The sequence below is a fragment of the Hoylesella enoeca JCM 12259 genome, from assembly GCF_000613405.1.
Lineage (GTDB): Bacteria > Bacteroidota > Bacteroidia > Bacteroidales > Bacteroidaceae > Prevotella > Prevotella enoeca.
The window spans coordinates 17,672-39,655 of sequence record NZ_BAIX01000020.1 but is presented as its reverse complement, the minus strand read 5'-3'; the positions used below and the strand labels follow the sequence as shown (position 1 = coordinate 39,655).

The 21,984-nt window shown below is 47.4% G+C and carries 18 protein-coding genes and 4 pseudogenes; 15 read left to right on the top strand and 7 right to left on the bottom strand.

Annotation, left to right across the window (positions count from 1 at the left end):
- Nucleotides 1-259 precede the first annotated feature (259 nt).
- The 8 genes and pseudogenes from JCM12259_RS07480 to JCM12259_RS14470 all read left to right on the top strand — a co-directional run bounded on the left by JCM12259_RS07480 (nt 260) and on the right by JCM12259_RS14470 (nt 8,196).
- Nucleotides 260-661: an outer membrane protein assembly factor BamD gene (locus JCM12259_RS07480; protein WP_025065983.1), complete on the top strand. Its 402-nt coding sequence runs from the start codon at nt 260-262 to the stop codon at nt 659-661.
- Nucleotides 662-796: 135 nt separating this feature from the next.
- Entirely contained in the window at nt 797-1,393 is a 597-nt protein-coding gene (locus JCM12259_RS07475) for a DUF1599 domain-containing protein (RefSeq protein ID WP_025065982.1), read from the top strand.
- Between the two features lie 2 nt (nt 1,394-1,395).
- On the top strand, nt 1,396-3,456 hold the full coding sequence (locus tag JCM12259_RS07470; protein WP_081784174.1) for a BT_3928 family protein: 2,061 nt from the start codon (nt 1,396-1,398) through the stop codon (nt 3,454-3,456).
- A 106-nt stretch (nt 3,457-3,562) separates the two neighbouring features.
- Nucleotides 3,563-4,219, top strand: a complete 657-nt coding sequence (locus JCM12259_RS07465) for an SPOR domain-containing protein (RefSeq protein WP_025065980.1) — start codon at nt 3,563-3,565, stop codon at nt 4,217-4,219.
- A 155-nt stretch (nt 4,220-4,374) separates the two neighbouring features.
- Complete coding sequence (locus JCM12259_RS07460) at nt 4,375-4,947, top strand: adenylate kinase (RefSeq protein ID WP_025065979.1); 573 nt, start codon at nt 4,375-4,377, stop codon at nt 4,945-4,947.
- Between the two features lie 107 nt (nt 4,948-5,054).
- Nucleotides 5,055-6,221 carry a GTPase ObgE gene (gene obgE, locus JCM12259_RS07455; protein ID WP_025065978.1) on the top strand — a complete coding sequence of 389 codons (1,167 nt, stop codon included), beginning with the start codon at nt 5,055-5,057 and terminating at the stop codon, nt 6,219-6,221.
- 30 nt (nt 6,222-6,251) lie between these two features.
- On the top strand, nt 6,252-7,031 hold the full coding sequence (gene pgeF / locus JCM12259_RS07450) for a peptidoglycan editing factor PgeF (protein ID WP_025065977.1): 780 nt from the start codon (nt 6,252-6,254) through the stop codon (nt 7,029-7,031).
- Between the two features lie 26 nt (nt 7,032-7,057).
- A pseudogene (locus JCM12259_RS14470) lies at nt 7,058-8,196 on the top strand (M23 family metallopeptidase).
- 64 nt (nt 8,197-8,260) lie between these two features.
- Here the strand turns inward: JCM12259_RS14470 and JCM12259_RS07440 are convergent.
- Nucleotides 8,261-8,458, bottom strand: a complete 198-nt coding sequence (locus JCM12259_RS07440) for a hypothetical protein (RefSeq protein WP_025065976.1) — start codon at nt 8,456-8,458, stop codon at nt 8,261-8,263.
- A 7-nt stretch (nt 8,459-8,465) separates the two neighbouring features.
- Entirely contained in the window at nt 8,466-9,656 is a 1,191-nt protein-coding gene (locus JCM12259_RS07435; RefSeq protein WP_081784173.1) for a phosphoribosylaminoimidazolecarboxamide formyltransferase, read from the bottom strand.
- Nucleotides 9,657-10,032: 376 nt separating this feature from the next.
- Here JCM12259_RS07435 and JCM12259_RS14465 point away from each other — a divergent pair.
- Both JCM12259_RS14465 and JCM12259_RS14460 read left to right on the top strand, forming a co-directional pair.
- A pseudogene (locus tag JCM12259_RS14465) lies at nt 10,033-10,895 on the top strand (DUF3737 family protein).
- A gap of 32 nt (nt 10,896-10,927) precedes the next feature.
- A pseudogene (locus tag JCM12259_RS14460) lies at nt 10,928-12,084 on the top strand (MalY/PatB family protein).
- 104 nt (nt 12,085-12,188) lie between these two features.
- On the opposite strand, the gene fdxA reads toward JCM12259_RS14460, so the two are convergent.
- Nucleotides 12,189-12,356, bottom strand: coding sequence for a 4Fe-4S ferredoxin (fdxA, locus tag JCM12259_RS16175; protein WP_081784172.1), 168 nt, complete (start codon nt 12,354-12,356; stop codon nt 12,189-12,191).
- A 238-nt stretch (nt 12,357-12,594) separates the two neighbouring features.
- On the opposite strand from fdxA, the gene porT reads away from it, so the two are divergent.
- Nucleotides 12,595-13,290: a type IX secretion/gliding motility protein PorT/SprT gene (gene porT / locus JCM12259_RS14455; protein WP_036888727.1), complete on the top strand. Its 696-nt coding sequence runs from the start codon at nt 12,595-12,597 to the stop codon at nt 13,288-13,290.
- A gap of 41 nt (nt 13,291-13,331) precedes the next feature.
- Here porT and JCM12259_RS07415 read toward each other — a convergent pair whose 3' ends face one another.
- A complete protein-coding gene (locus JCM12259_RS07415; RefSeq protein WP_025065974.1) occupies nt 13,332-14,171 on the bottom strand; it encodes a bifunctional metallophosphatase/5'-nucleotidase in 840 nt (279 codons plus the stop codon).
- A 2-nt stretch (nt 14,172-14,173) separates the two neighbouring features.
- A complete protein-coding gene (locus tag JCM12259_RS07410) occupies nt 14,174-14,938 on the bottom strand; it encodes a 5'-nucleotidase C-terminal domain-containing protein (protein ID WP_025065973.1) in 765 nt (254 codons plus the stop codon).
- A 264-nt stretch (nt 14,939-15,202) separates the two neighbouring features.
- Here JCM12259_RS07410 and thrS point away from each other — a divergent pair, with 264 nt between their 5' ends.
- The 4 genes from thrS (at nt 15,203) to rplT (ending at nt 18,800) form a co-directional block, all read left to right on the top strand.
- Nucleotides 15,203-17,167 (top strand): threonine--tRNA ligase, encoded by a 1,965-nt coding sequence (thrS, locus tag JCM12259_RS07400; RefSeq protein ID WP_025065972.1) that lies wholly within the window; start codon nt 15,203-15,205, stop codon nt 17,165-17,167.
- 299 nt (nt 17,168-17,466) lie between these two features.
- Nucleotides 17,467-18,147: a translation initiation factor IF-3 gene (gene infC / locus JCM12259_RS07395; protein WP_025065971.1), complete on the top strand. Its 681-nt coding sequence runs from the start codon at nt 17,467-17,469 to the stop codon at nt 18,145-18,147.
- A gap of 75 nt (nt 18,148-18,222) precedes the next feature.
- Nucleotides 18,223-18,420: a 50S ribosomal protein L35 gene (gene rpmI / locus JCM12259_RS07390; protein ID WP_025065970.1), complete on the top strand. Its 198-nt coding sequence runs from the start codon at nt 18,223-18,225 to the stop codon at nt 18,418-18,420.
- A 35-nt stretch (nt 18,421-18,455) separates the two neighbouring features.
- Entirely contained in the window at nt 18,456-18,800 is a 345-nt protein-coding gene (gene rplT, locus JCM12259_RS07385; RefSeq protein WP_025065969.1) for a 50S ribosomal protein L20, read from the top strand.
- 206 nt (nt 18,801-19,006) lie between these two features.
- Here the strand turns inward: rplT and JCM12259_RS14450 are convergent.
- Nucleotides 19,007-20,382 (bottom strand): annotated as a pseudogene (locus JCM12259_RS14450) (DNA recombination protein RmuC).
- Between the two features lie 58 nt (nt 20,383-20,440).
- Nucleotides 20,441-21,775 carry an MATE family efflux transporter gene (locus tag JCM12259_RS07375; RefSeq protein WP_025065968.1) on the bottom strand — a complete coding sequence of 445 codons (1,335 nt, stop codon included), beginning with the start codon at nt 21,773-21,775 and terminating at the stop codon, nt 20,441-20,443.
- Nucleotides 21,776-21,984 lie beyond the last annotated feature (209 nt).

The following is a 21,984-nucleotide window of genomic DNA, read 5'->3' as shown; positions in this document are numbered from 1 at the left end:
CAGAGTTCTTTTGCATGCTCTTATTGCTGCTGTTTATATTTGTTTGTTTAATCATCTCTTTAATTGTTCAGACCCCCATCCCCCTAACTTAGGGGGCGAAGGCGAAAAACTGGGGGCAAAGGTAAATAAAGTTTCTTAAAGGAGCAAGAAAATGAGAATAATTTAATTGCAGAAAGACGTTTTATGATCAAAAGAATTAAGTTAATCTTCGGGGTTCTTTCGATTTTTCCGACGATTTATCGTAGATTTGCCCCCTGTTATGAAAAAACTGATTGTGATTTTCGCCGTGATGGCATGCGTGGCGTGCGGACAAACGGATGAGGAACGAGCGGCGAAAACAGTCGTTCGTATTGAGACCTTATATAATAATAAGGAGTATCGACAAGCGCTCGATTCGATCAAAGCGCTTCGCGAACGCTATCCCAAAGCAATCAATGCTCGTAAAAAGGTATTGGACATTTGGCAAAAGGCTTCGCTGAAAATGACACAAGAAGATATTGCGCACACCGATTCGGCTCTGCAAGCGGTGCAGCAGCAGATCACCCGACACGGCACTCGCATCATTCCGACCGCCTTACGAATCAAACGAGACTCGTTGCAAATACGGTATGACGTGTTATGCGGCACCGTGCGCGTGATTCGCAAACGGATTGAGAATTGAGAATCAACACGTGGCACGTGGGTGTGCAGAGCTTGGTTACTGTTGATCTGCATTTATGATCAACCAAGCAGAATGATCAATTCTCATTTTCTTACGGATCAATTGACAATCCCCTATTTGGTTGTATCAAATGAAATGCGTAATTTTGCACGAAGATTTCAGACTTTTATGGCAGCAAATTCGTTGAAAACAGAAGATCAATTCAAGACCGTAATGGCCGAATGTCGTGCACTTTTCGAAAAGAAACTGCATGATTACGGAGCTTCATGGCGCATTCTTCGTCCCTCATCACTCACCGATCAACTTTTTATCAAAGCTAAACGCATTCGCTCTTTGGAGCTGAAAAAAAAAGCAATGGTGGACGAAGGTATTCGTCCGGAGTTCATTGCGCTGATCAATTATGGACTTGTGGGATTGATCCAACTGTCAAAAGGTTTTGCCGATAAAGCAGATATCACCCCCGATGAGTCGTTGGCTCTCTATGATCAGCATGCCGACGAAGCATTGAGACTCATGCTTCGGAAGAATCACGACTATGATGAGGCATGGCGTGCCATGCGTGTGAGCAGTTACACCGACTTCATATTAACGAAAATCCAACGTATTAAAGAGTTGGAAAACATCGACGGTCATGCCTTGGTTTCAGAAGGAATAGACGCCAACTATATGGATATTGTCAATTATGCAACCTTCGGAGCTATCAAATTAAAAGAACAAGAACAAGAAGCGTGAATATCAAACGCATCATAGTAAACTTATGCCGACTGATCATTGCAGCGACGTTTATCTTCTCGGGATACGTCAAAGCCATTGATCCCTTAGGTACACAATATAAGATTCAGGACTATCTCACGGTGCTGAATCTGCGCAGTTACATCCCCGATTGGATTACATTATCTGCTTCTGTGGGCTTGTCGGCTTGCGAGTTTACATTGGGTATTCTGATGCTGTTTGCTATTCGTAGGCGACTGACATCCCGTTTGATTGTCGGTTTCATATCGATCATGACGCTGATCACCGTTTGGTTGGTCGTCGCCAATCCTATAAAAGATTGCGGATGCTTTGGAGACGTCATCACATTGACCAACACCGAGTCGTTTATCAAGAACATTGTGTTGCTGATTTGTGCCATTACAGTGGCTGCTTGGCCGCTGAGAATGGTGCGATTCATCTCTAAAACCAATCAATGGATCATCATTAACTACACGATTATCTTTATTCTGCTGTCCAGCGGATATAGTCTCTACAAGCTACCGCAGTTTGATTTCCGTCCATATCGCGTCGGAGTGAATATCAAATCAGGGATGGAAATACCGCAAGGAGCTAAGAAGCCCAAATTTGAAACCACTTTTCTGATGCGTAAAAACGGCGTAGAGAAAGCATTTTCATTAGCAGATTATCCAGATTCCACATGGACTTTCGTAGACAGCAAGACCGTACAGATCGAAGCTGGATATGTTCCGCCGATCCACGATTTCGCTATCGAACGGATGAACGACGGTCAAGATATTACCAACGAAGTGCTTTCCGATTCGGGATATACCTTTCTGCTCATCTCACCCCACTTGGAACAAGCCGACGACAGCAACTTCGGAGCCATCGACCAGATCTTCGAATACGCACAGGAAGAGCATATTCCTTTCTATTGTTTAACGGCAAGCACAAAAGAGGCCATTACAAAATGGGAAGACATTACAGGCGCCGAATACCCTTTCTGCACCACAGATGAGACCACATTAAAAACTATGATCCGCAGCAATCCGGGTTTGATGCTACTCAAAAACGGTGAGATCATCCGCAAATGGAGTCACAATGACTTGCCCAAAGGCGATGAATTGAATGCTCCTTTACAGCAATTGAGCATCGGAAAAATGCCTACCGACAGCGTTCCCGGTAAAATATTGAAAATCCTTTTGTGGTTTGTGCTTCCTTTGTTAGTGCTCACCGTCGCCGACAGAATGTGGGCTTGGACTCGCTGGTTGAAACGAAAAGAAGAGTCAAACAAAATATATCAACGTTTAAAAAGAAGAAAAACAATGAGAAAAAAAATTGTAGCAGGTAACTGGAAGATGAACTTGAATCTTCAAGAAGGCGTGGCTTTGGCCAAAGAATTGAATACTTCTCTGACAGCAGAAAAGCCCAATTGCGGTGTAATCATCTGCACACCATTTATTCATTTGGCTTCTGTGGCTGGCGTCTTGAATCAAGACATCATTGGTTTAGGTGCAGAAAACTGCGCCGATAAGGAAAAAGGAGCTTTCACCGGAGAGGTTTCGGCAGAGATGGTAAAGAGTACCGGCGCCCAATACGTCATTCTCGGACATTCGGAACGCCGCCAATATTACAACGAAACACCCGAAATTCTGAAAGAAAAAGTGCTTCTCGCTTTGAAAAATGGCCTCAAAGTGATCTTCTGTATCGGTGAAACCTTAGAAGAACGCGAAGCTAACAAGCAGAACGATGTTTGCAAGGCAGAACTTGAAGGCAGTGTTTTCAATCTGTCGGCAGAAGAGTTTAAGAATGTCATTATCGCTTATGAGCCGATTTGGGCCATAGGAACTGGCAAGACTGCAACGGCAGATCAAGCCGAGGAAATCCACGCTTTCGTGCGTTCAGTCATTGCAGATAAATACGGGAAAGAAGTTGCCGAAGACACCACGATCCTTTATGGCGGCAGCTGCAAAGCCAGCAATGCACCCGAATTGTTCTCTAAACCCGACATTGATGGTGGTCTGATCGGTGGCGCTTCATTAAAAGCAGCCGACTTTAAAGGCATTATCGACGCTTGGAAATAATCATCATTCACGTTCAAAGACACATCGGTTTAAGTTTAGGCAACAACAAGCCGTAACCTTAAACCAATGGTCTGCGACAACTCATAGAATCAAAATCCACAACGACATGAAACAATTCGTCACAACATTGATGATCATGCTGTGCTCCATTGTGAGTATTCAAGCACAGACTTTCATCGAACACATCCAGCGAAAAGACAAGGGACAGGGCACTGTGACCGTTAATCAAAGCAAGGAAATCGACGAATTGGTTAACGGCAAGCCCCAAATCAAACAACCGATTAAGGTTACTCCCTCCATTGACAAGACTGCTACGGCCAAAGATAAGCCAACAGTCAACAAGCCAGTAACACCTCCCAAAGTGCAGCATCACAGTTCGGATTCAATCAAAAAAGAGTCGCTTGTCAAACCTGAAACGATTACCAAGACAGAAAATAAGAACGATGACGAACTCGACATACCTGTTGTGGATATGCGGAAAAAGGTAATGCGCAGCAGTTATAAGGTTGATGGCTATCGTGTGCAGGCCTTTGCCGGTGGCAATTCACGTGCAGATAAGATCCAGGCACAACAGATCGGCAATGCAATCAAGATGAGATTCCCCGACCAACCCGTTTATGTGCACTTCTATTCACCACGTTGGATCTGTCGCATTGGCAATTATCGGAGTTACGAAGAAGCCAGTCGGATGTTGTCGCAAATACAGAAAATGGGATACAAATCTGCTATTGTAGTAAGGGGAAAGATAACGGTGCAAGAATAGTTTGAGCCGGTAAGTTTATCCGTCTATACGTTTTCAGTTCCTAAGTTTTAGCTTTGAGCTTATTGCTTTTTATTTTTAATTCCCCAGCAACTTATGAACTCAAAACGCATCAATGCACTTTATAAACTCAGAAACTCATAAATTAAGAAACTAAAATGAAGAATATTGTAATCTTTGGAGCACCAGGCTCCGGCAAAGGTACGCAAAGTGACAAACTGATTGATAAATACGGATTGGGCCATATATCAACGGGCGATGTGCTGCGCAATGAAATCAAAAACGGGACCGAACTCGGAAAAACTGCCAAAAGTTATATTGACAAAGGCCAACTCATCCCCGATGAATTGATGATCGACATTCTTGCGAATGTTTACGACAGTTTCGGTAAGGAACATGAAGGCGTAATTTTCGACGGTTTTCCACGTACAATCCCGCAAGCCGAAGCACTAAAAAAAATGCTGGCAACGCGCGGGCACCGTGTGGCTGCTATGATCGAGCTCGACGTTCCAGAATCAGAACTGATGCAAAGATTGCTTCTTCGCGGGCAGAAAAGCGGTAGATCAGACGACAACGAAGCAACTATCAAGAAGCGGCTTGATGTTTATCACGATCAAACTTCACCGTTGATCGACTGGTATAAACGTGAAGGCATTCACAACCACATACAAGGCTTAGGCGAATTAGATCGCATCTTCGCCGACATTTGCACTGTCATAGAATCATTGTAAACGTTTAAATGAGGTGAGTTTTTAAGTGTTTGAGTCTTTCAAAGACCATTTATCAATCTAAAAACTCATCTCTTTAAAAAACTCAGAAACTCATAAATCCACACACGATGGCTGATTCCAATTTCATCGATTACGTCAAAATTTATTGCCGTTCGGGTAAAGGCGGCCGAGGCTCTATGCATTTGCGCCATGTGAAATACCAACCCAACGGAGGTCCCGACGGTGGAGACGGTGGCCATGGAGGCAGCATTTATCTGCGCGGAAACCACAATTACTGGACTCTTTTACACCTGAAATATGAGCGACATATCTTTGCCGAACATGGCGGAAACGGCGGACGCGACAAGTGTCACGGCACCAACGGCAAAGATCGGTATATCGATGTGCCTTGCGGAACAGTGGTCTACGATGCCGAAACAGGCAAATTCATCTGCGACGTGATGCACGATGGACAAGAGATATTGCTCTTGAAAGGCGGCCGCGGAGGCCTGGGCAATTTCCAATTCCGCTCTGCCACCAACCAGGCTCCACGTTTCGCGCAACCCGGCGAACCGATGGAAGAAATGACCATCATCCTCGAACTTAAACTGTTGGCTGATGTCGGACTTGTCGGTTTACCGAATGCGGGCAAATCAACACTACTCTCGGCTTTGTCGAGTGCGCGTCCCAAGATTGCCAATTATCCGTTTACCACGCTCGAACCATCATTGGGCATTGTGAGTTATCACGACAAACAGTCGTTCGTGATGGCCGATATACCCGGCATTATTGAAGGAGCGAGCGAGGGAAAAGGACTCGGACTGCGCTTCCTGCGCCATATCGAGCGCAACTCTTTGCTGCTGTTTATGGTTCCGGGTGATACCGACGATATCAAACGCGAGTATGAAATTCTGCTTCATGAACTGCAAAACTTCAATCCGGAAATGCTCGACAAACATCGGGTTTTGGCCGTAACGAAGAGCGATTTACTCGATGACGAACTCGTGGAAATGCTTCGCGAAACACTTCCCGACGATCTCCCGTGCGTCTTCATATCATCGGTGACCGGACAAGGATTGGATGAATTGAAAAACGTTTTATGGCAGGAGTTGAACAGCGAGAGCAATAAGCTGCAAGAAATCACGGCCGAAGAAACACTCGTTCACCGTGACAAAGATATACAACGCATAGCCGACGAACTGCGGGAAGAGGGCGAAGACAAGGAGATCGAGTATCTCGACGAGGACGAAATAGAAGATCTCGACGACTTTGAATATGAAGATGATCCGGCATAAAACGACGAAACATAACGAAAACGATACGGTTTGAAACATCCACAACTCACTTATTTCACGCTCGGCGAGGGCATCACGGCTTTTTCTTCGACCCGACACAGAGGCGTAAGTACTGGTAATTACGGTGCATTCAACATCAATCCGTTTTGCGGAGATGATGCAGAGGCGGTCCGAATCAATCGAGCTGCACTCTGTGAAGAACTGGGTGTCGAACCCGAAAAATTGATTATGCCTCGCCAAATACATGGAGTTGGGCTGCAAAACATCGTTAATCGCGTCCTCATTAAGCCTCAATCGGAACGCAACCAACTGTTAGATGGTTTCGACGGTGTGATGACTGATGTTCCAAACGTGTGTATCGGCGTATCGACAGCTGATTGTTTGCCCGTTCTTCTCTATGATCCGGTGCACAAAGCCGTATGTGCCGTGCACGCAGGATGGCGCGGAACGGTGCAACGAATAGTGCAAAAAGCCGTAGCAAAAATGCACGTTTGCTATGGCACCGAGGCCCCGCAAATACGAGCTTGCATAGGCCCCGGCATCTCGTTAGCCCACTTCGAAGTGGGTGATGAGGTTTATTCCGCATTCGAACAAGCTGGCTTCGAGATGTCACAAATTGCCCGTCGGTATGCCAAATGGCACATAGATCTTGAAGAATGCAACCGACTTCAATTGACAGAAATCGGCGTTCAAACCGCACAAATCCACGTTTCGGGCATTTGCACATACGAAAACGTCGACGATTATTTCTCTGCCCGCAGACTGGGAACCGCTTCCGGACGCATCTTTTCAGGTATTCTGATCCGATAAATAACACTCTTTATTTATTTCAAAGAATGAAAATCAATCCACGATACATCCTTGCCACCACTTTATTAAGCATCTTTTTGGCAACTCATTCAGCTGTCAAAAATCAGTTCACAACCCTCGAAACACAGCAGATCAGCATCCCCACACCAGGACTTTTCACCCATTCCGACGCCTTCAACATCGATCTTGGTCAGCTGCGCAGCCGCGATTATTCTTTCCCTTTACCCGTGGGAAAAATCGAACAAGCCGGAACCACAGAAATAGACATTATCACTTCCAAAGGCGATGCAGTCAAAGCGATGTTTGACGGAGTGGTCCGACTGAGTCGGAATACACCTTCACAGGGTAACGTGATCGTCATTCGCCACGACAACGGACTTGAAACCGTCTACGCCCGAAATGCTCAAAATCTCGTAACTGTGGGGCAAGGCGTCAAAGCCGGACAAACAATTGCCATCGTGGGTGGTGATAACAAGCGGACGTTTTGCCGTTTTTCGGTGATGATCAACGGTGGAAAAATCAATCCCGATGTGATCTTTGAGGCCAAAAGTCATCGTTTGCGCAAGCACGTGTTACGTTGTGAAAAACGCGGTTCGCGTGTCAATGTCACAGTGGAAAAAGATGATTATTTGGATGATTGGGATGAACGAGAAGCCGCAAAGCAAGAAAACGAACGCCATATAACTGAAAATGAGACACCGAATAAGCTCAACCTTTCTGCTCTCAGCAAGCGTGAATGGAGTTATCCGTTGCCCGGAAGTCATGTGATCAGCCTTATGGCGGCAAGCGTAGACACCCGGGCGTAGACATCAAAACCAAACCTAACGATGATGTTTTAGCTGCTTTCGACGGCGTTGTCACGCGTTCGAGTCCTTATTTCGGCTATGGCAATTGCATCATTATCAAACACTCGAATGGTTTGGAGACGCTTTACAGCCATCAATCCAAGAACTTTGTCAAAGTGGGTAACCGTGTCAAAGCCGGTCAAGTGATTGGACTCACCGGACGAACAGGCCGTGCCACGACCGAGCATTTGCATTTTGAAGTTTATTTCAAAGGTCGACGCATTGATCCGGCCATGGTTTTCGATCATCTCAACAAGATACTTCGTCGGGGCACTTTGATCTATTCCAATGGCAAAGTGAGAAGGAAAGAGGAGCGATAGAAGCATCGCGCCGTGTGTGATCAGCCGATCAATAACGCGGCGTGATATGCTCGTCGCTCATGATTTATGAGCCTTTTCGCCTGTTGGCACGTTGTGTTCGATACTTGGCTTTCTGTTTCGCAGATCCGCTTCCATGCGCACCTGTGATGTATTTTTTCTTTTTCGCCTTTGTCTTAATCTTATTTTTGTCGGCGTTGTCGCTTTTAGAAGCTCCGCGAAAGATGATTCCGCCGCCTGCGATAATCTCGTCAATGTCTGTCATACGCTGCTCAATGATGAAATAATCTTACCCCTGTGAATGCCATGGCAATGCCATATTTATCGCAAGTTTCGATCACATGATCGTCGCGAACAGAGCCTCCGGCTTGTGCAATGTATTCCACCCCGCTTTTGTGAGCACGCTCAATATTGTCGCCGAAAGGGAAAAAGGCATCGCTACCAAGAGCCACCTCACGATTGAGTGCTATCCAATCGCGCTTCTCTTCACATGTCAATGGATCCGGACGAGTATCAAAAAACTGCTGCCAAATGCCGTCTGCCAATACGTCATCATGATCTTCGCTGATGAAAATATCAATAGAGTTGTCGCGATCGGCCCGCCGAATGCCGGCTTTGAACGGTAAATTCATCACCTTGGGATGCTGACGCAGCCACCAAATATCGGCTTTGTTGCCTGCCAATCGCGTGCAATGGATACGACTTTGTTGTCCGGCGCCGATGCCGATTGCCTGTCCGTCTTTGACATAACACACCGAGTTGCTCTGCGTGTATTTCAAAATGATGAGTGCGATGATCAGATCCCGTTTGGCTTCGGGCGTAAACGCTTTGTTCCGTGTGGGTATATTGTCAAACAACGCGGGATCATCGAGCCGTATGTCATTGCGATGTTGTTCGAAAGTGATACCAAACACCTGCTTGCGTTCAATCGGATCAGGTTGATAGTCAGGATCAATCTTGATGATATTATAGGTTCCTTTACGTTTGTCTTGCAGTATTTCGAGAGCTTCTGGAGTGAAATCCGGTGCTATCACGCCGTCGGACACCTCGCGTTTGATGAGTGTTGCCGTGACGGCATCACACGTATCGCTCAACGCAACGAAGTCTCCGTAACTGCTCATACGATCTGCTCCGCGTGCACGTGCATAAGCACAAGCCAATGGAGAGAGTTTCATCGGAATGTCATCAACGAAATATATCCGTTTCAAAGTGTCGTTCAGAGGTAGCCCAATAGCTGCTCCGGCCGGCGAAACATGTTTGAACGAGGCTGCAGCAGCCATTCCCGTGGCCGCTTTCAGCTCTTTGACGAGTTGCCAACTGTTGAGTGCATCGAGAAAATTGATGTAGCCCGGTCGGCCGTTGAGCACTTCGATAGGCAATTCGCCTTCGTTGATGAAAATGCGCGAAGGCTTTTGATTCGGATTACATCCGTATTTAAGCGTTAACTCTTTCATAATAAGCATGTTGGTTTCTGCATGCAAAGATAATGTAAAAATGTGAGTTTCACCCGATGACAGCAGTCTTTTTATGAACGGCTTCGTGCATTGTTCTCTGTCAGGAAGCGTGCAAATAGAATCCGCTTTGTATTTATCCCAGAATCAAGTATCTACAAAAGGCGTTGCAATTAACCGTTAAACAGCGTGCAACTAACCGTTAGTTACGATGCGTTTAAGTGTTAACTGGCGGATGATTAACGGTTTATGGAAAAACAGACTCACTGCGAACCTTTCTGATTGAGAGACTTAACAAGTAGGATCAATTGTCAATCATCAATTTTCAATGATTCAATTGGCATACTTTTTGCATTTTCCATATATGTATTAAGGTAACAAAAGTATGGTGAAATCAATCAAAAACGAGAAGTTCGGGGGTGAAAGACCGCTGTTTCAAATCCACAACACGCGACTGGAAAATATCGAGATCACCGATGGGGAATCGGGTATTAAATGTTGTTCCGATCTCGAAGCCGACGGGTGTAAATTCTATGGCAAATATCCGTGGTGGCATGTGGACAGGTCGGTGATCACCAACTGTTATTTCGCTGCGGGTTCGCGCAGTGCCATTTGGTATTCCAACGATATGCGGATGGAGAATTGCGTGATCGACGGACCTAAGTTTTTCCGCGAGATGAAGAACCCAAATTTAAAGGATGTCACCATCAATGATGCCGACGAAACATTTTGGAAGATCGACGGTTTGACAGTCAATAATGTCACATTGCACGATGGCACCTATCCGTTTATGTTCTGTACGAATGTGAAAGTTGATGGATTGGTGAGCGACTCCAAGTATGTTTTTCAATATGTAAAGGATGCCGAGATCCGGAATGCTAAAATAACGACGAAAGATGCACTGTGGGAGACTGAGAATGTGACCGTTTATGACAGTGAACTTAACGGCGAGTTTCTGGGTTGGCATTCAAAGAATCTGCGCTTGGTCAACTGTCATATCACCGGAGAACAGCCGCTTTGCTATGCCGAAGGCTGGTTTTGGAGAACTGTACATTCGGTTCTGACTGCGACAGAATGTTTGAAGATTCCACGGTGAATGCCGACATTCGCGGCGCAGTGACCAACATTAAGAATCCTATCAGCGGCAAGATCACGGCCGATAACATCGGTTCGATTACGCTTGATGAGCATATCAAACAGCCTGCCGACTGCAAAATTGTGATCAGAAAACAACAATGCGAATGTGCATAAACAATCGTTCCGATCATAACACTTAATCAATCATGTATAATTTTGACTCCCTCCCTCCCGCCGCGGCACCAACAGCTATAAGTGGGACACGCCTTCGGCCGACGATATCATCCCGATGTGGGTGGCCGATATGGATTTTCCGGCAGCTCCTTGCATTATAGATGCACTACGTCGGCGTGTGGATCACGGCATCTTCGGCTACACATTGGTGCCGGAGAGCTATTATTCGGCCATCATCAATTGGTTTGATCGTCGTCACAACTGGCATATCAAGCGCGATTGGATATTGTACACTTCAGGCGTAGTACCTGCTATTTCGGCCGTCATCAAGGCGCTTTGTGATCCCGGAGACAACGTGTTGGTGCAGACACCGGTATACAATTGCTTCTTTTCTTCTATTCGAAACAATGGTTGCAAAGCCTTGGAGAGTCCACTGATTTATACAGATAACACGTATCAAATCGATTGGGAGAATTTTGAGCGATGTGTTTCGGATCCCCGAACACGTATTTTCCTGCTCTGCAATCCGCATAACCCGGCTGGTCGGGTGTGGACTCGCGGAGAGTTGGAAAGAATGAACAACATTTGTTTACGCCATCATGTGAAGGTGATTTCTGATGAAATTCATTGTGAATTGGTGATGCCAGGTCATTCATTTATCCCATTTGCATCCATATCTTCGGCTTGTCAAGACAATAGTATTACGCTGAATTCGCCTTCGAAGTCGTTTAATATCGCCGGATTACAGATTGCCAACATCGTCAGTAATGATCCGTCTGTGCGTCACCAAATTGATCGCGCTCTCAATATCAATGAAGTTTGCGATGTCAATCCATTTGGTGTAGTGGCTCTGCAAGCTGCTTATAATGAAGGGGAAGCGTGGATCGACGAACTCAATGTCTATCTTTGGAAAAACTATCAGGCATTGTGCGATTTCTTTCGAAGCCGACTTCCACAACTGGAAGTGACAAAACTGGAAGGCACTTACTTGGTTTGGGTGAATATCCGCGCCACTGGTGCAACATCAGATGAAGTCACTCGGCGTCTGTTAGACGACGGAAAGGTGATGGTGAACAGTGGAACAATGTATGGACAAACAGATGGTGAGGGATTTATCCGTATCAACATCGCTTGTCCGCATAGCCAAATGATGGAGGGGTTAGAGCGTATTGCGAAAGTGCTTGCATGACGATCGGTATTGAATGAATGATTGACTGATCGGCCATATATACTAAAAAAGGATGATCCTCATGCAGGATCATCCTTTTGTCTTATTCAAAAAAGAATGTCGTATTAAGGCAAACTGATTGCCTCACTCGGACAAACAGAAGCGCAAGTGCCACACTCTGTGCACAAGTCGGGATTAATCGAATACTTTTCTCCTTCTGAAATCGCCTCTACGGGGCATTCATCAATACACGTACCGCATGCAATGCAGTCGTCGCCAATTACATAAGCCATAATCAATAATATTTAAACGTTCATAATGTTCAGTACAATACCGGGGTGTAATACCTACTTTTGTACGCTGCAAAGGTACAAAATAGTTTTAATATACCTATATTTAGGTATATCTTTTTTATTCATTAACGTTCCATTCGAGTTGATTTCGATATAATAATAAGCGCTTTCGCACGTTATAAAAAGGATATGAGAAGGATTATATTCACGCTTTCGGCACTGATTTTCTGCACAATAGATGGTAGCTCAGATGCGGACCGTGCAAAACAAGCCATATATCGACTTGCGACCGTTGCATTTCAGTATTCTTGTAGGTACGCATCTGCAAGACATCGAACTGCGAAATGCTCGTCCGCAACTCATCACTGATGATGACGGAATTGTTACCGAAACGATTATCAACACCGACCAAGATCATTGGGATGCCGGTTTCACTGTGGGAGTAGCAGGAGAAATGCGTTTGAGCACACATTTTCAGCTGCGCATTGCACCTGCTTTATATTTCGGTTCACGGCATATCACGTTCCGAAATACCACTACTCGCGATGAGAAAGGACATCCGTTGGAACGTCATCAAGATCTAAAAACTGTCTATCTCTCTACGGCTGCCGAGCTGATCTTTGCCGCCCCGCGATTCAATAATCATCGTCCCTATTTGTTGGCTGGCGTGAATCCAATGCTCAATCTCAGCGGGAAAGGCAATGATTATTTACGACTCAAACGCCATGATCTATACTTCGAGACCGGAGTCGGTTGTGACTTATATCTTCCTTTCTTCAAACTCCGCCCCGAACTGAAATTCCTTTTCAGTCCGATTAATACCATCGATCAAGGCCACAGCAAGCGATTGAAAGATAAAAATATGCTTCCTTACACCTTATCGGTGAAGGAAGCACATACTAAAATGATCGTTCTCACATTCTATTTCGAATGATGAGTAAAGAGGAATAAAGAGAAAAAGCCTCTCGTCAAAAGCTATTTCTTATTGAAATTCAAGATCAGACGCCCGACAAAGACAGCGTTTTTACCGTTTTGATCAACAGGAATCTCTTTGCCATCCAGGTTTTTCGCATACTTCAACGTTTCGAAATAAGAATGCGAATGGCCGCCAAGCACCAGATCAATATGGCGCGAACCGGCGATCATTCGTTGGTCGTCCATTCCTTTTAGTCCCCACCCCAAATGTGAAATACAGATCACCACATCGCACTTCAATTTGTTTTTAAGTAGCGAAGCCGTCTTTTCCGCAGTCGAAACAGGATCGAGATACTTCACGCCCTCATAATTCTTATGGATTACCAGGCCATCCATCTCTGGATCAATACCGAAGACTCCGATCTTCACTCCATTTCTTTTGATAATCGTATAAGGTTTGACGATGCCCTCCAAAGGTGTTCCTGTGAAGTCGTAATTAGCACAAAGAATAGGGAATTTGGCCTTCTTGAAGATGCGCGCCATATTCTCCAAGCCGAAGTCGAATTCGTGATTGCCCACCGTCGAAGCATCATAGCCCATCTCGTTCATCAATCCTATCTCTACATCTCCTTTGAAAAGCGTATAGTAAGGAGAGCCTTGCGAGAAGTCGCCACTATCAAAGAGCAACAGATCCGGATGTTTCTTGCGTTCTTCTTTAATCATAGCCACCCGGCGCAGAAATCCTCCTCGCCCTGCCAACATAGTGTCTGTCAGACTCGGATTGAGCGGCATGATGCAACTGTGGGTATCGTTCGTGTGCAGGATCATTAGTTTACGCTGTGCCGATACAGTCAACATACCAACACACAGCAGTGTCATCAAGATATAAATACGTCTCATCGTTATTCCACTTTTATTCGTTCTTCATTCGGTCCATCAACACTTCGGCCTTGCGCAGCAGCTTCCCGCAAATAATCTATGATGATAAAGCGCACATTGTTTTCATGACTCGTGGGCGAAACCACATCTGTTGCACTCTTGAAAGCCTCCATCTTATCGTTTCCCTGAGCCACATAGTCGAGCGTAGCAATACGATAACGTTTGGTGGGATCTATCGGCCTACCATTTATTTCGGCATGCTTCAATCTACCGTCTCGCGTGATCGTCAGCCGCACACTGCTACTCACGCCTTCGCCTCCAGTAGAAGCAATCTCACGAAACAACTGCAACACCTTATCGCCCGACAACGTGACGAAACATATTTTATTCTCAAACGGCGCCACATCCACCACATCGCCATAGGTCACCTCACCTTGAACGAGGGCGGCACGAATACCACCCATATTGTAAACAGCAAAGTCGGGATGCTCGTTAAATCGTTTGCCACCCCACACCAAAATATCGGTGAGCAGATTAGAGAGTGGACTCCACGGTCGATGAGCCGTTATCGTGCGGGTCATCGAACCAACGACAGGACTCATCATCGAGTCTACGCGATGTTTGTAAGGTGCAAGAAAAGCGGCTGCGGCAGCATCCGGCTGCGCATCATACCGCTTATCAATCAGGATTCGGCTGCGTTCCACGCTCGACAGCGTGTAATGCGAACCACAGGAAGCGACGAGTGCAACCATCGTCAACAATCCCCAATAGCGTGTTTGTCTATACATTATATATTAGTTTATATCCGTAGGTCTGCGCCTGATCATCGGCCATAGGATGCCGAGAAGCGCAATCATCACGTGCAAAGGTACGATTTCTTTCCAAAATCTCAAACATTCGCGCCAAGATTCCCCCATATCCCATTGCCACTCATCTGCTGTTGGACTCCACAACACGGTCATCCCTACCCGGCAAAAACTCAATGACTTATGATCTAATGTCACAAGAAAGCATTACTTTTGCATCCGATTAAGGTAAAAAACTAATTTGTTATGGTTAAAATCACTTTTCCGGATGGCTCCGTTCGTGAATACGAGCAGGGCGTAACCGGGTTACAAATCGCCGAGAGCATTTCGCCGGCTCTCGCCCGTGACGTTGTATCTTGCGGAGTAAATGGCGAGACAGTGGAACTCAACCGTCCTATAAACGAGGATGCGACCATCGCCCTCTATAAGTTCGAGGACGAAGAGGGTAAACACACATTTTGGCACACCTCGGCACACCTTCTCGCCGAAGCGCTGCAAGAGCTCTATCCGGGTATTCAGTTTGGCTTCGGACCTGCCATCGAAAACGGATTCTTCTACGACGTGATGCCCAAAGCAGGCGACGTGATCAGCGAAAGCGACTTCCCCAAGATCGAAGAGAAGATGCGCGAGTTGGCCAAGAAAGACGAACCCGTGGTGCGCAGAAATGTCTCGAAGGCCGACGCACTGAAAGAGTTCGAGGCCGACGGACAGGAATACAAATGCGAGCACATCGACCAAGACCTCGAAGACGGCACGATATCCACCTACACCCAAGGCACTTTCACCGATCTATGCCGCGGTCCGCACCTCATGTCCACCGGTGCTATCAAAGCCATTAAGATCACAAGTGTAGCTGGCGCATTCTGGCGCGGCGATGCCAAGCGCGAACAAATGACGCGTATCTATGGTATCACATTTCCCAAAAAGAAGATGCTCGACGACTATTTGCAGATGATCGAAGAGGCCAAGAAGCGCGACCATCGCAAGATCGGTAAAGAGATGGAACTCTTCATGTTCTCCGAGCGAGTAGGCAAAGGACTCCCCATCTGGCTACCCAAAGGCACAGAACTGCGCATACGCCTGCAAGACATGCTCCGCAAAATACAGAAACGCTTCGGCTACCAAGAGGTCATCACGCCCCATATCGGCTCGAAGAACCTCTACGTCACCAGCGGACACTATGCTCACTACGGCAAAGACTCATTCCAACCCATCCACACGCCCGAAGAAGACGAGGAATACATGCTCAAACCCATGAACTGTCCGCACCACTGTGAGGTGTTTGCCTGGAAGCCTCGTTCTTATAAAGACCTACCCCTACGCATCGCCGAGTTCGGCACCGTCTACCGCTACGAGAAGAGCGGCGAACTCCATGGTCTAACCCGTGTACGCTCGTTCACACAAGACGACGCTCACATCTTCTGCCGTCCAGATCAAGTCAAGAGCGAATTCTTACGCGTGATGGATATCATACAGACAGTGTTCAAGATCTTCAACTTTGATAACTTCGAAGCCCAAATATCCCTCCGCGATCCCAAAGACCGAGAGAAATATATCGGCGACGACGAGGTTTGGGAAGAAAGCGAACAGGCAATCAAAGATGCCTGCGCCGAGAAAGGTCTCGACGCCAAAGTGGCTTACGGTGAAGCTGCATTCTACGGACCCAAACTCGACTTCATGGTCAAAGACGCCATTGGGCGTCGTTGGCAACTGGGAACGATTCAGGTTGATTACAACCTGCCACAACGTTTCAAATTGGAATATACTGCCGAGGACAACACCAAAAAGACGCCCGTGATGATCCACCGTGCACCGTTCGGCTCACTCGAACGCTTCTGCGCCGTACTCATTGAGCACACCGCCGGCCACTTCCCTCTCTGGCTCACCCCTGACCAAGTGGCCATCCTGCCCATCTCCGAGAAGTATAACGCCTACGCCAAACACGTGGCTAAATACCTCGATGAGCAAGGAGTGCGCGCTTCAATCGACGATCGTAACGAGAAGATCGGTCGCAAGATCCGCGATAACGAGATCAAGCGTGTGCCTTACATGGTGATCGTGGGCGAAAAGGAAGCCGCCGAAGGTCTCGTTTCGATGCGTCGCCAAGGCGGCGGCGAACAAGCCACCATGTCGATGGAGGCGTTTGCCCAGCGCATCAATGCCGAAGTGGCAAAGATGCTCGAAGTCACCAACATCCATCCCCAGGATTAGGAAATCAAACTTATCAATTAAACGAGGAAGTGCACCTGCATCTTCCTCGTTTTCTTATGATGGGTCATTCCCCATTTTCTTACGCCGCAGCATCACGACCCCGACTGCCTGCCGAGAAGTCGTATACTTGTGGGGCACTTCTATACGAGTAGTGTGGCACAGGTCGTATACCTGTCAGAACGACTGCGGGGGCAACATTTCCGCTCGCCTGAGAGCAGGAGCTGAAAATATACCGGCAAATGTTTTGGCGTTACGGTAAAAAACGCTAACTTTGCAGCCGCTAATGATAAAGTAGTTGAATGAAGAATGACAAGATGAAGAATCAGTACCGCGTGAATGAACAGATTCGCGTAAGGGAAGTACGTGTTGTGAGTGATGGCGGATCTGAGATTATGCCCACACGGAAGGCAATGGATATGGCCCGCCAGCTGGGAGTGGATCTCGTGGAAATCTCACCCAATGCACAACCTCCGGTGTGTCGTCTCATCGACTACTCCAAATTCCTCTACCAGCAGAAGAAGCGCCAAAAGGAGCTGAAACAGAAGCAGGTGAAAGTCGAGGTCAAAGAGATCCGCTTCGGTCCGCAGACCGATGAGCACGATTATCAATTCAAGCTCAAGCACGCCAAGGAATTCTTGGAAGACGGCAACAAGGTGAGAGCCTATGTCTTCTTCCGGGGTCGCTCGATCTTGTTCAAAGAGCAAGGCGAAGTGTTGCTGCTGCGGTTTGCCAACGACTTGGAAGAGTTTGGCAAAGTGGAGCAGATGCCAGCCCTGGAAGGTAAGAAGATGTTTCTTTACATCGCACCCAAGAAGGCCGGCACAGTCAAAAAGAGCCAGCAGAAGTTGGATCGCGAACGGCGTGAAGCCGAGGAGCGGGCCCTTGAACAGAACACGGAGCCGGCAGGCGGCGGTATTTTCGCCAATGCGAAGAACGGCGACGACGTGCTGAAAAAGATTCAAGACAAGGCCGACGAATAACAGACAACAAGGTGCGTAACGCCCGGTATATGCGTTGCCACCGTATAATAAACAACAAATCAAAACAAACAAAAAATGCCAAAAGTAAAGACAAATTCCGGTGCGAAGAAGAGATTTCGCTTCACCGGAACCGGTAAGATCAAGAGACATCACGCTTACCACAGTCACATCCTGACTAAGAAAACAAAGAAGCAGAAACGTAACTTGGTGCACCAGACATTGGTGGATCGCACTAACATGAAGCAGGTTCGCGACTTGCTCTGTCTGCGTTAACCCGATTAGTCAAACAATTAAAGGAAAAGAAAACTATGCCAAGATCAGTAAACCACGTTGCTTCAAGAGCAAAGAGAAAGAGAATTCTGAAACTCACCAAAGGTTATTATGGTGCACGAAAAAATGTGTGGACCGTTGCCAAGAACACTTGGGAGAAAGGTTTGACTTATGCATATCGCGATCGTCGTAACAAGAAGCGCAACTTCCGCGCGTTATGGATTCAGCGTATCAATGCTGCTGCCCGCCTGGAAGGTATGAGTTACTCGGTGTTGATGGGCGCTTTAAACAAGGCCGGCATCGAGATCAACCGCAAGGTGCTCGCCGACCTCGCAATCAACAATCCCGAGGCTTTCAAAGCCATCGTTGCGAAAGTGAAATAAGCGGGATCACGATCGAGAGCCATGCGGCTCTTGCAGATCCTAAGGTCATATAATTCGGGAGCCGTAAGAGATCAGTCTCTTACGGCTTCTTTTTTCATGCCTGGCGATTGGCGGTCAGCAGCTTATATCACGACTATCCACGATTGACACACCATGATGATACGAGAAGCTGTCAGGATCATCACTCACCATGCAATAGCAAATGATCACAGCTCGGTTGCTCTGTCGATCGATAGTTCGGTTTCGGTCGGAGGGATGGGCTGATTGGCACTTTCTTTCACGCCGAGCTCTTTGAGTTCGTTGGCTTTCTGCACGATACTCTGCCGGCCGGTATAAGCTTTGTTGTAGGCGTCGTCATAATCCCGGTGAAGCGTTTCGATGTCTTTTCCCACCTTGTCAAAACGTTTCACAAAGTCGCCGACACGCTTCAGCATCTCTTCCGCCATGTCAAACACCCGTTTCTGATTCTCGGTCTGTGCGTAATGCCGCCAAGCAATCTGAATCATTTTGAGGATGGCGAGCAGATTCTGCTGACTGGTGATAAAGACTTGCCGATCAAAGGCTTCGCCCCAGAGCTTGGGATCATGGAGCAGGGCCAACTGCAAGGCTCCCTCATTGGGCACAAACATGATCACGAAGTCGATAGCCCGACGCGGCTTCTTGATATATCGGCTGTAATCTTTCCGTGCCAAGGTCGTGACTTGCGTGCGCAAACTTCGCACCAGGTCATCGGCGAATTTACGGCGCAAGGTCTCATCTTCGGTGTTGACATATTGATAATAAGCATCGATAGACATCTTAGAGTCGATCACCACATCTTCGTTATTAGGATAGTGCAACACCACGTCGGGAATCATTCGCTTACCGCTGTCGTCGTTTTCGATGATGTTGCCTTTCTCGTCGGTGATTACTTGCTGCACGTCATAATCCACACCGCAGCGGAATCCCTGCAAGTCGAGAATCTCTGTCAGCATTCGTTCACCCCAATTGCCCTGTGCCTTATTTCCGCCACGTATCACGTTGGTCAACCGTGTGGCCGTGGCATCGATCTTCTGTGTTTGTTCGCTCATCTCCCGGAGTTGTTGCGAAAGCGACGCCGTGCTCTTGGCTGTCTCCGAATTGGTGTGCTGGATGGCCTGTTGCAGTTGTTCGATATTCTGCTTGAGCGGTGCCGTGAGATTCGACATCGACTCCGTATTGGACGACTTCAACTGATCTGATGCCTGATGGAGTACTTTCGTAGCCAAGTTGGAGAACTGTTCCTGCACAGTCTTCAACTGCTGTTCAAACTGTTCGCGCCTTAACTGCATCTCGCGTGCATTCTGCTGCTGCTCGGCTTCCAACCGCGTGGCAGTGCGTTCCAATTCCACTTTGAGCTGCATCAACTGCTCATTGAGTTTGCCCCGAGCCACCTCGGCAGTTTCCAACTGTGCGTGCAGGGCCTGCGACGAAGCGCGCTCTTGGTCCAACTGTTGTTCGGCGAGCAGACACCGCGCTCGATTGATTTCCGTTTTCCATTCAAGACAAAGGCGGCACTCAATGCACCGATGATGCCGCCGAGCACAATAGATAAAATAATCATATAGCTATTATTCGTGAGATTGCAAAGTTACGTATTTACATACATATCCGAGCCTTGTTCAGGCAGATTCTTTCCGTCGGCGAAGTCGACCGAAATACCACAACAACACAACGCCGCGCATCAGCAGATAGGCGATGAATGCGAGCCACAACGCATGGTTACCCAGCACGGCGAAGAGCGAGAAGAAGAGAGCAAAAAACACCACCGAAGCGATGAGCGATGACGAAAGCATCAGTCGGGTGAAAGTCAAGCCGATGAAAATACCGTCCAAAATAAAGGCCAACGCTCCCGAAACGGGAATCAACACGGCCCATCCAAAATAACGATCGGCCGCAGCAATGACCGCCTGCTCATCGGTGAGCAAGCTCAGGAAAGCATTCCCGCCCAAAGCATAGACCACGGTAAAGACCGCTGTCACGGCACCACCCCACTGCATCAGTCGCCGACAGACATCGGCAAAAGCCTCCCAATTACGAGCACCGTAATACCGTCCACTCAGCGCTTCACCCGCAAAGGCAAAACCATCCATCACATACGAAAACAGCGTGAACATCGTCATCAACAACGTGTTGACCGAAAGCACAAGATCGCCCTGCCTCGCCCCCACCGCCGTGAAAAACAAATTAACGGCCACCAGAAACAGCGTGCGCAAGAAGATGTCGCGGTTTACGGCGAAGAATCGTCTCATTCCGCCTCGCTCAGATAAGATCCTGCGCAATGACAGTCCCTTGACATAGGCAGACAGCCGTACATAATGCTTCGTCCATAGCACCAAGGCGAATCCCCATCCGCCCCATTGTGCAATGAGTGTGCCCAACGCCACACCCTCGATCTGCATCCCCAAGCCATAAACCAGTGTCAGGCTCGCTGCAATATTCACCACGTTTTGAACAATGGAGACCAGCATCGGGATACGTGTGTTCTGCATCCCTATAAACCAACCCGTCAGCCCATAGAGACAGAGCATTGCCGGAGCGCCCCAGATACAGATGTTGAAATAAGTGGAAGTGAGTGCGGCAATCTCGGTCGACGGATGCATCACAGTGAGGGCAAGCCATCGCAGCGGCACTTGACACACAATGAACGCAAATGCAATCAGTCCTCCCACGACAAGCGAACGAATGAGGATCTGCACCGCTCCACGGAGATCACGCTGCCCCAACGCCTGCGAAGTCATCCCGCTTGTCCCCATTCGTAAGAAGCCAAAGATCCAATAAATCACATTGAAGATCATCGACCCCACAGCGATCGCACCGATATAAGCTGCGCTTCCCAGATGTCCAACGATCGCCAAATCAACCAGTCCCAGCAGCGGCACGGTGACATTAGAGACGATCGAAGGTAAGGCCAGACGCAAGATCTGTCTATCTCGTAAATTTCCAATAAACTCCATCCCAATGAATTTGCCTCGCAAAGTTACGAATTTAATTCGAGGGATATACCGGAGCAAGCAAACCTTTTCCACCACTCACCCTCGCCATTCATTGAAAACAGTGACGGCACTAATTCAAAACAGTGACGGCACTAATCGCAAACAGTGACGGCACTCTTTGGAGACTGATCAGATCATGACATGACAGCGGAGGTTTTATTCAAGAATCT

Excerpts from the sequence above, each read along its gene's own strand:
- thrS (WP_025065972.1), top strand. The coding sequence starts at position 15,203 with ATGGTTAAAATCACTTTTCCGGATGGCTCCGTTCGTGAATACGAGCAG.
- JCM12259_RS07415 (WP_025065974.1), bottom strand. The coding sequence starts at position 14,171 with ATGAGACGTATTTATATCTTGATGACACTGCTGTGTGTTGGTATGTTG.
- JCM12259_RS07465 (WP_025065980.1), top strand. The coding sequence starts at position 3,563 with ATGAAACAATTCGTCACAACATTGATGATCATGCTGTGCTCCATTGTG.
- JCM12259_RS07440 (WP_025065976.1), bottom strand. The coding sequence starts at position 8,458 with ATGACAGACATTGACGAGATTATCGCAGGCGGCGGAATCATCTTTCGC.
- fdxA (WP_081784172.1), bottom strand. The coding sequence starts at position 12,356 with ATGGCTTATGTAATTGGCGACGACTGCATTGCATGCGGTACGTGTATT.
- infC (WP_025065971.1), top strand. The coding sequence starts at position 17,467 with ATGAAGAATGACAAGATGAAGAATCAGTACCGCGTGAATGAACAGATT.
- obgE (WP_025065978.1), top strand. The coding sequence starts at position 5,055 with ATGGCTGATTCCAATTTCATCGATTACGTCAAAATTTATTGCCGTTCG.
- JCM12259_RS07475 (WP_025065982.1), top strand. The coding sequence starts at position 797 with ATGCGTAATTTTGCACGAAGATTTCAGACTTTTATGGCAGCAAATTCG.
- rplT (WP_025065969.1), top strand. The coding sequence starts at position 18,456 with ATGCCAAGATCAGTAAACCACGTTGCTTCAAGAGCAAAGAGAAAGAGA.
- JCM12259_RS07480 (WP_025065983.1), top strand. The coding sequence starts at position 260 with ATGAAAAAACTGATTGTGATTTTCGCCGTGATGGCATGCGTGGCGTGC.
- JCM12259_RS07460 (WP_025065979.1), top strand. The coding sequence starts at position 4,375 with ATGAAGAATATTGTAATCTTTGGAGCACCAGGCTCCGGCAAAGGTACG.
- JCM12259_RS07375 (WP_025065968.1), bottom strand. The coding sequence starts at position 21,775 with ATGGAGTTTATTGGAAATTTACGAGATAGACAGATCTTGCGTCTGGCC.
- rpmI (WP_025065970.1), top strand. The coding sequence starts at position 18,223 with ATGCCAAAAGTAAAGACAAATTCCGGTGCGAAGAAGAGATTTCGCTTC.
- JCM12259_RS07410 (WP_025065973.1), bottom strand. The coding sequence starts at position 14,938 with ATGTATAGACAAACACGCTATTGGGGATTGTTGACGATGGTTGCACTC.
- porT (WP_036888727.1), top strand. The coding sequence starts at position 12,595 with ATGGTAGCTCAGATGCGGACCGTGCAAAACAAGCCATATATCGACTTG.
- JCM12259_RS07435 (WP_081784173.1), bottom strand. The coding sequence starts at position 9,656 with ATGCTTATTATGAAAGAGTTAACGCTTAAATACGGATGTAATCCGAAT.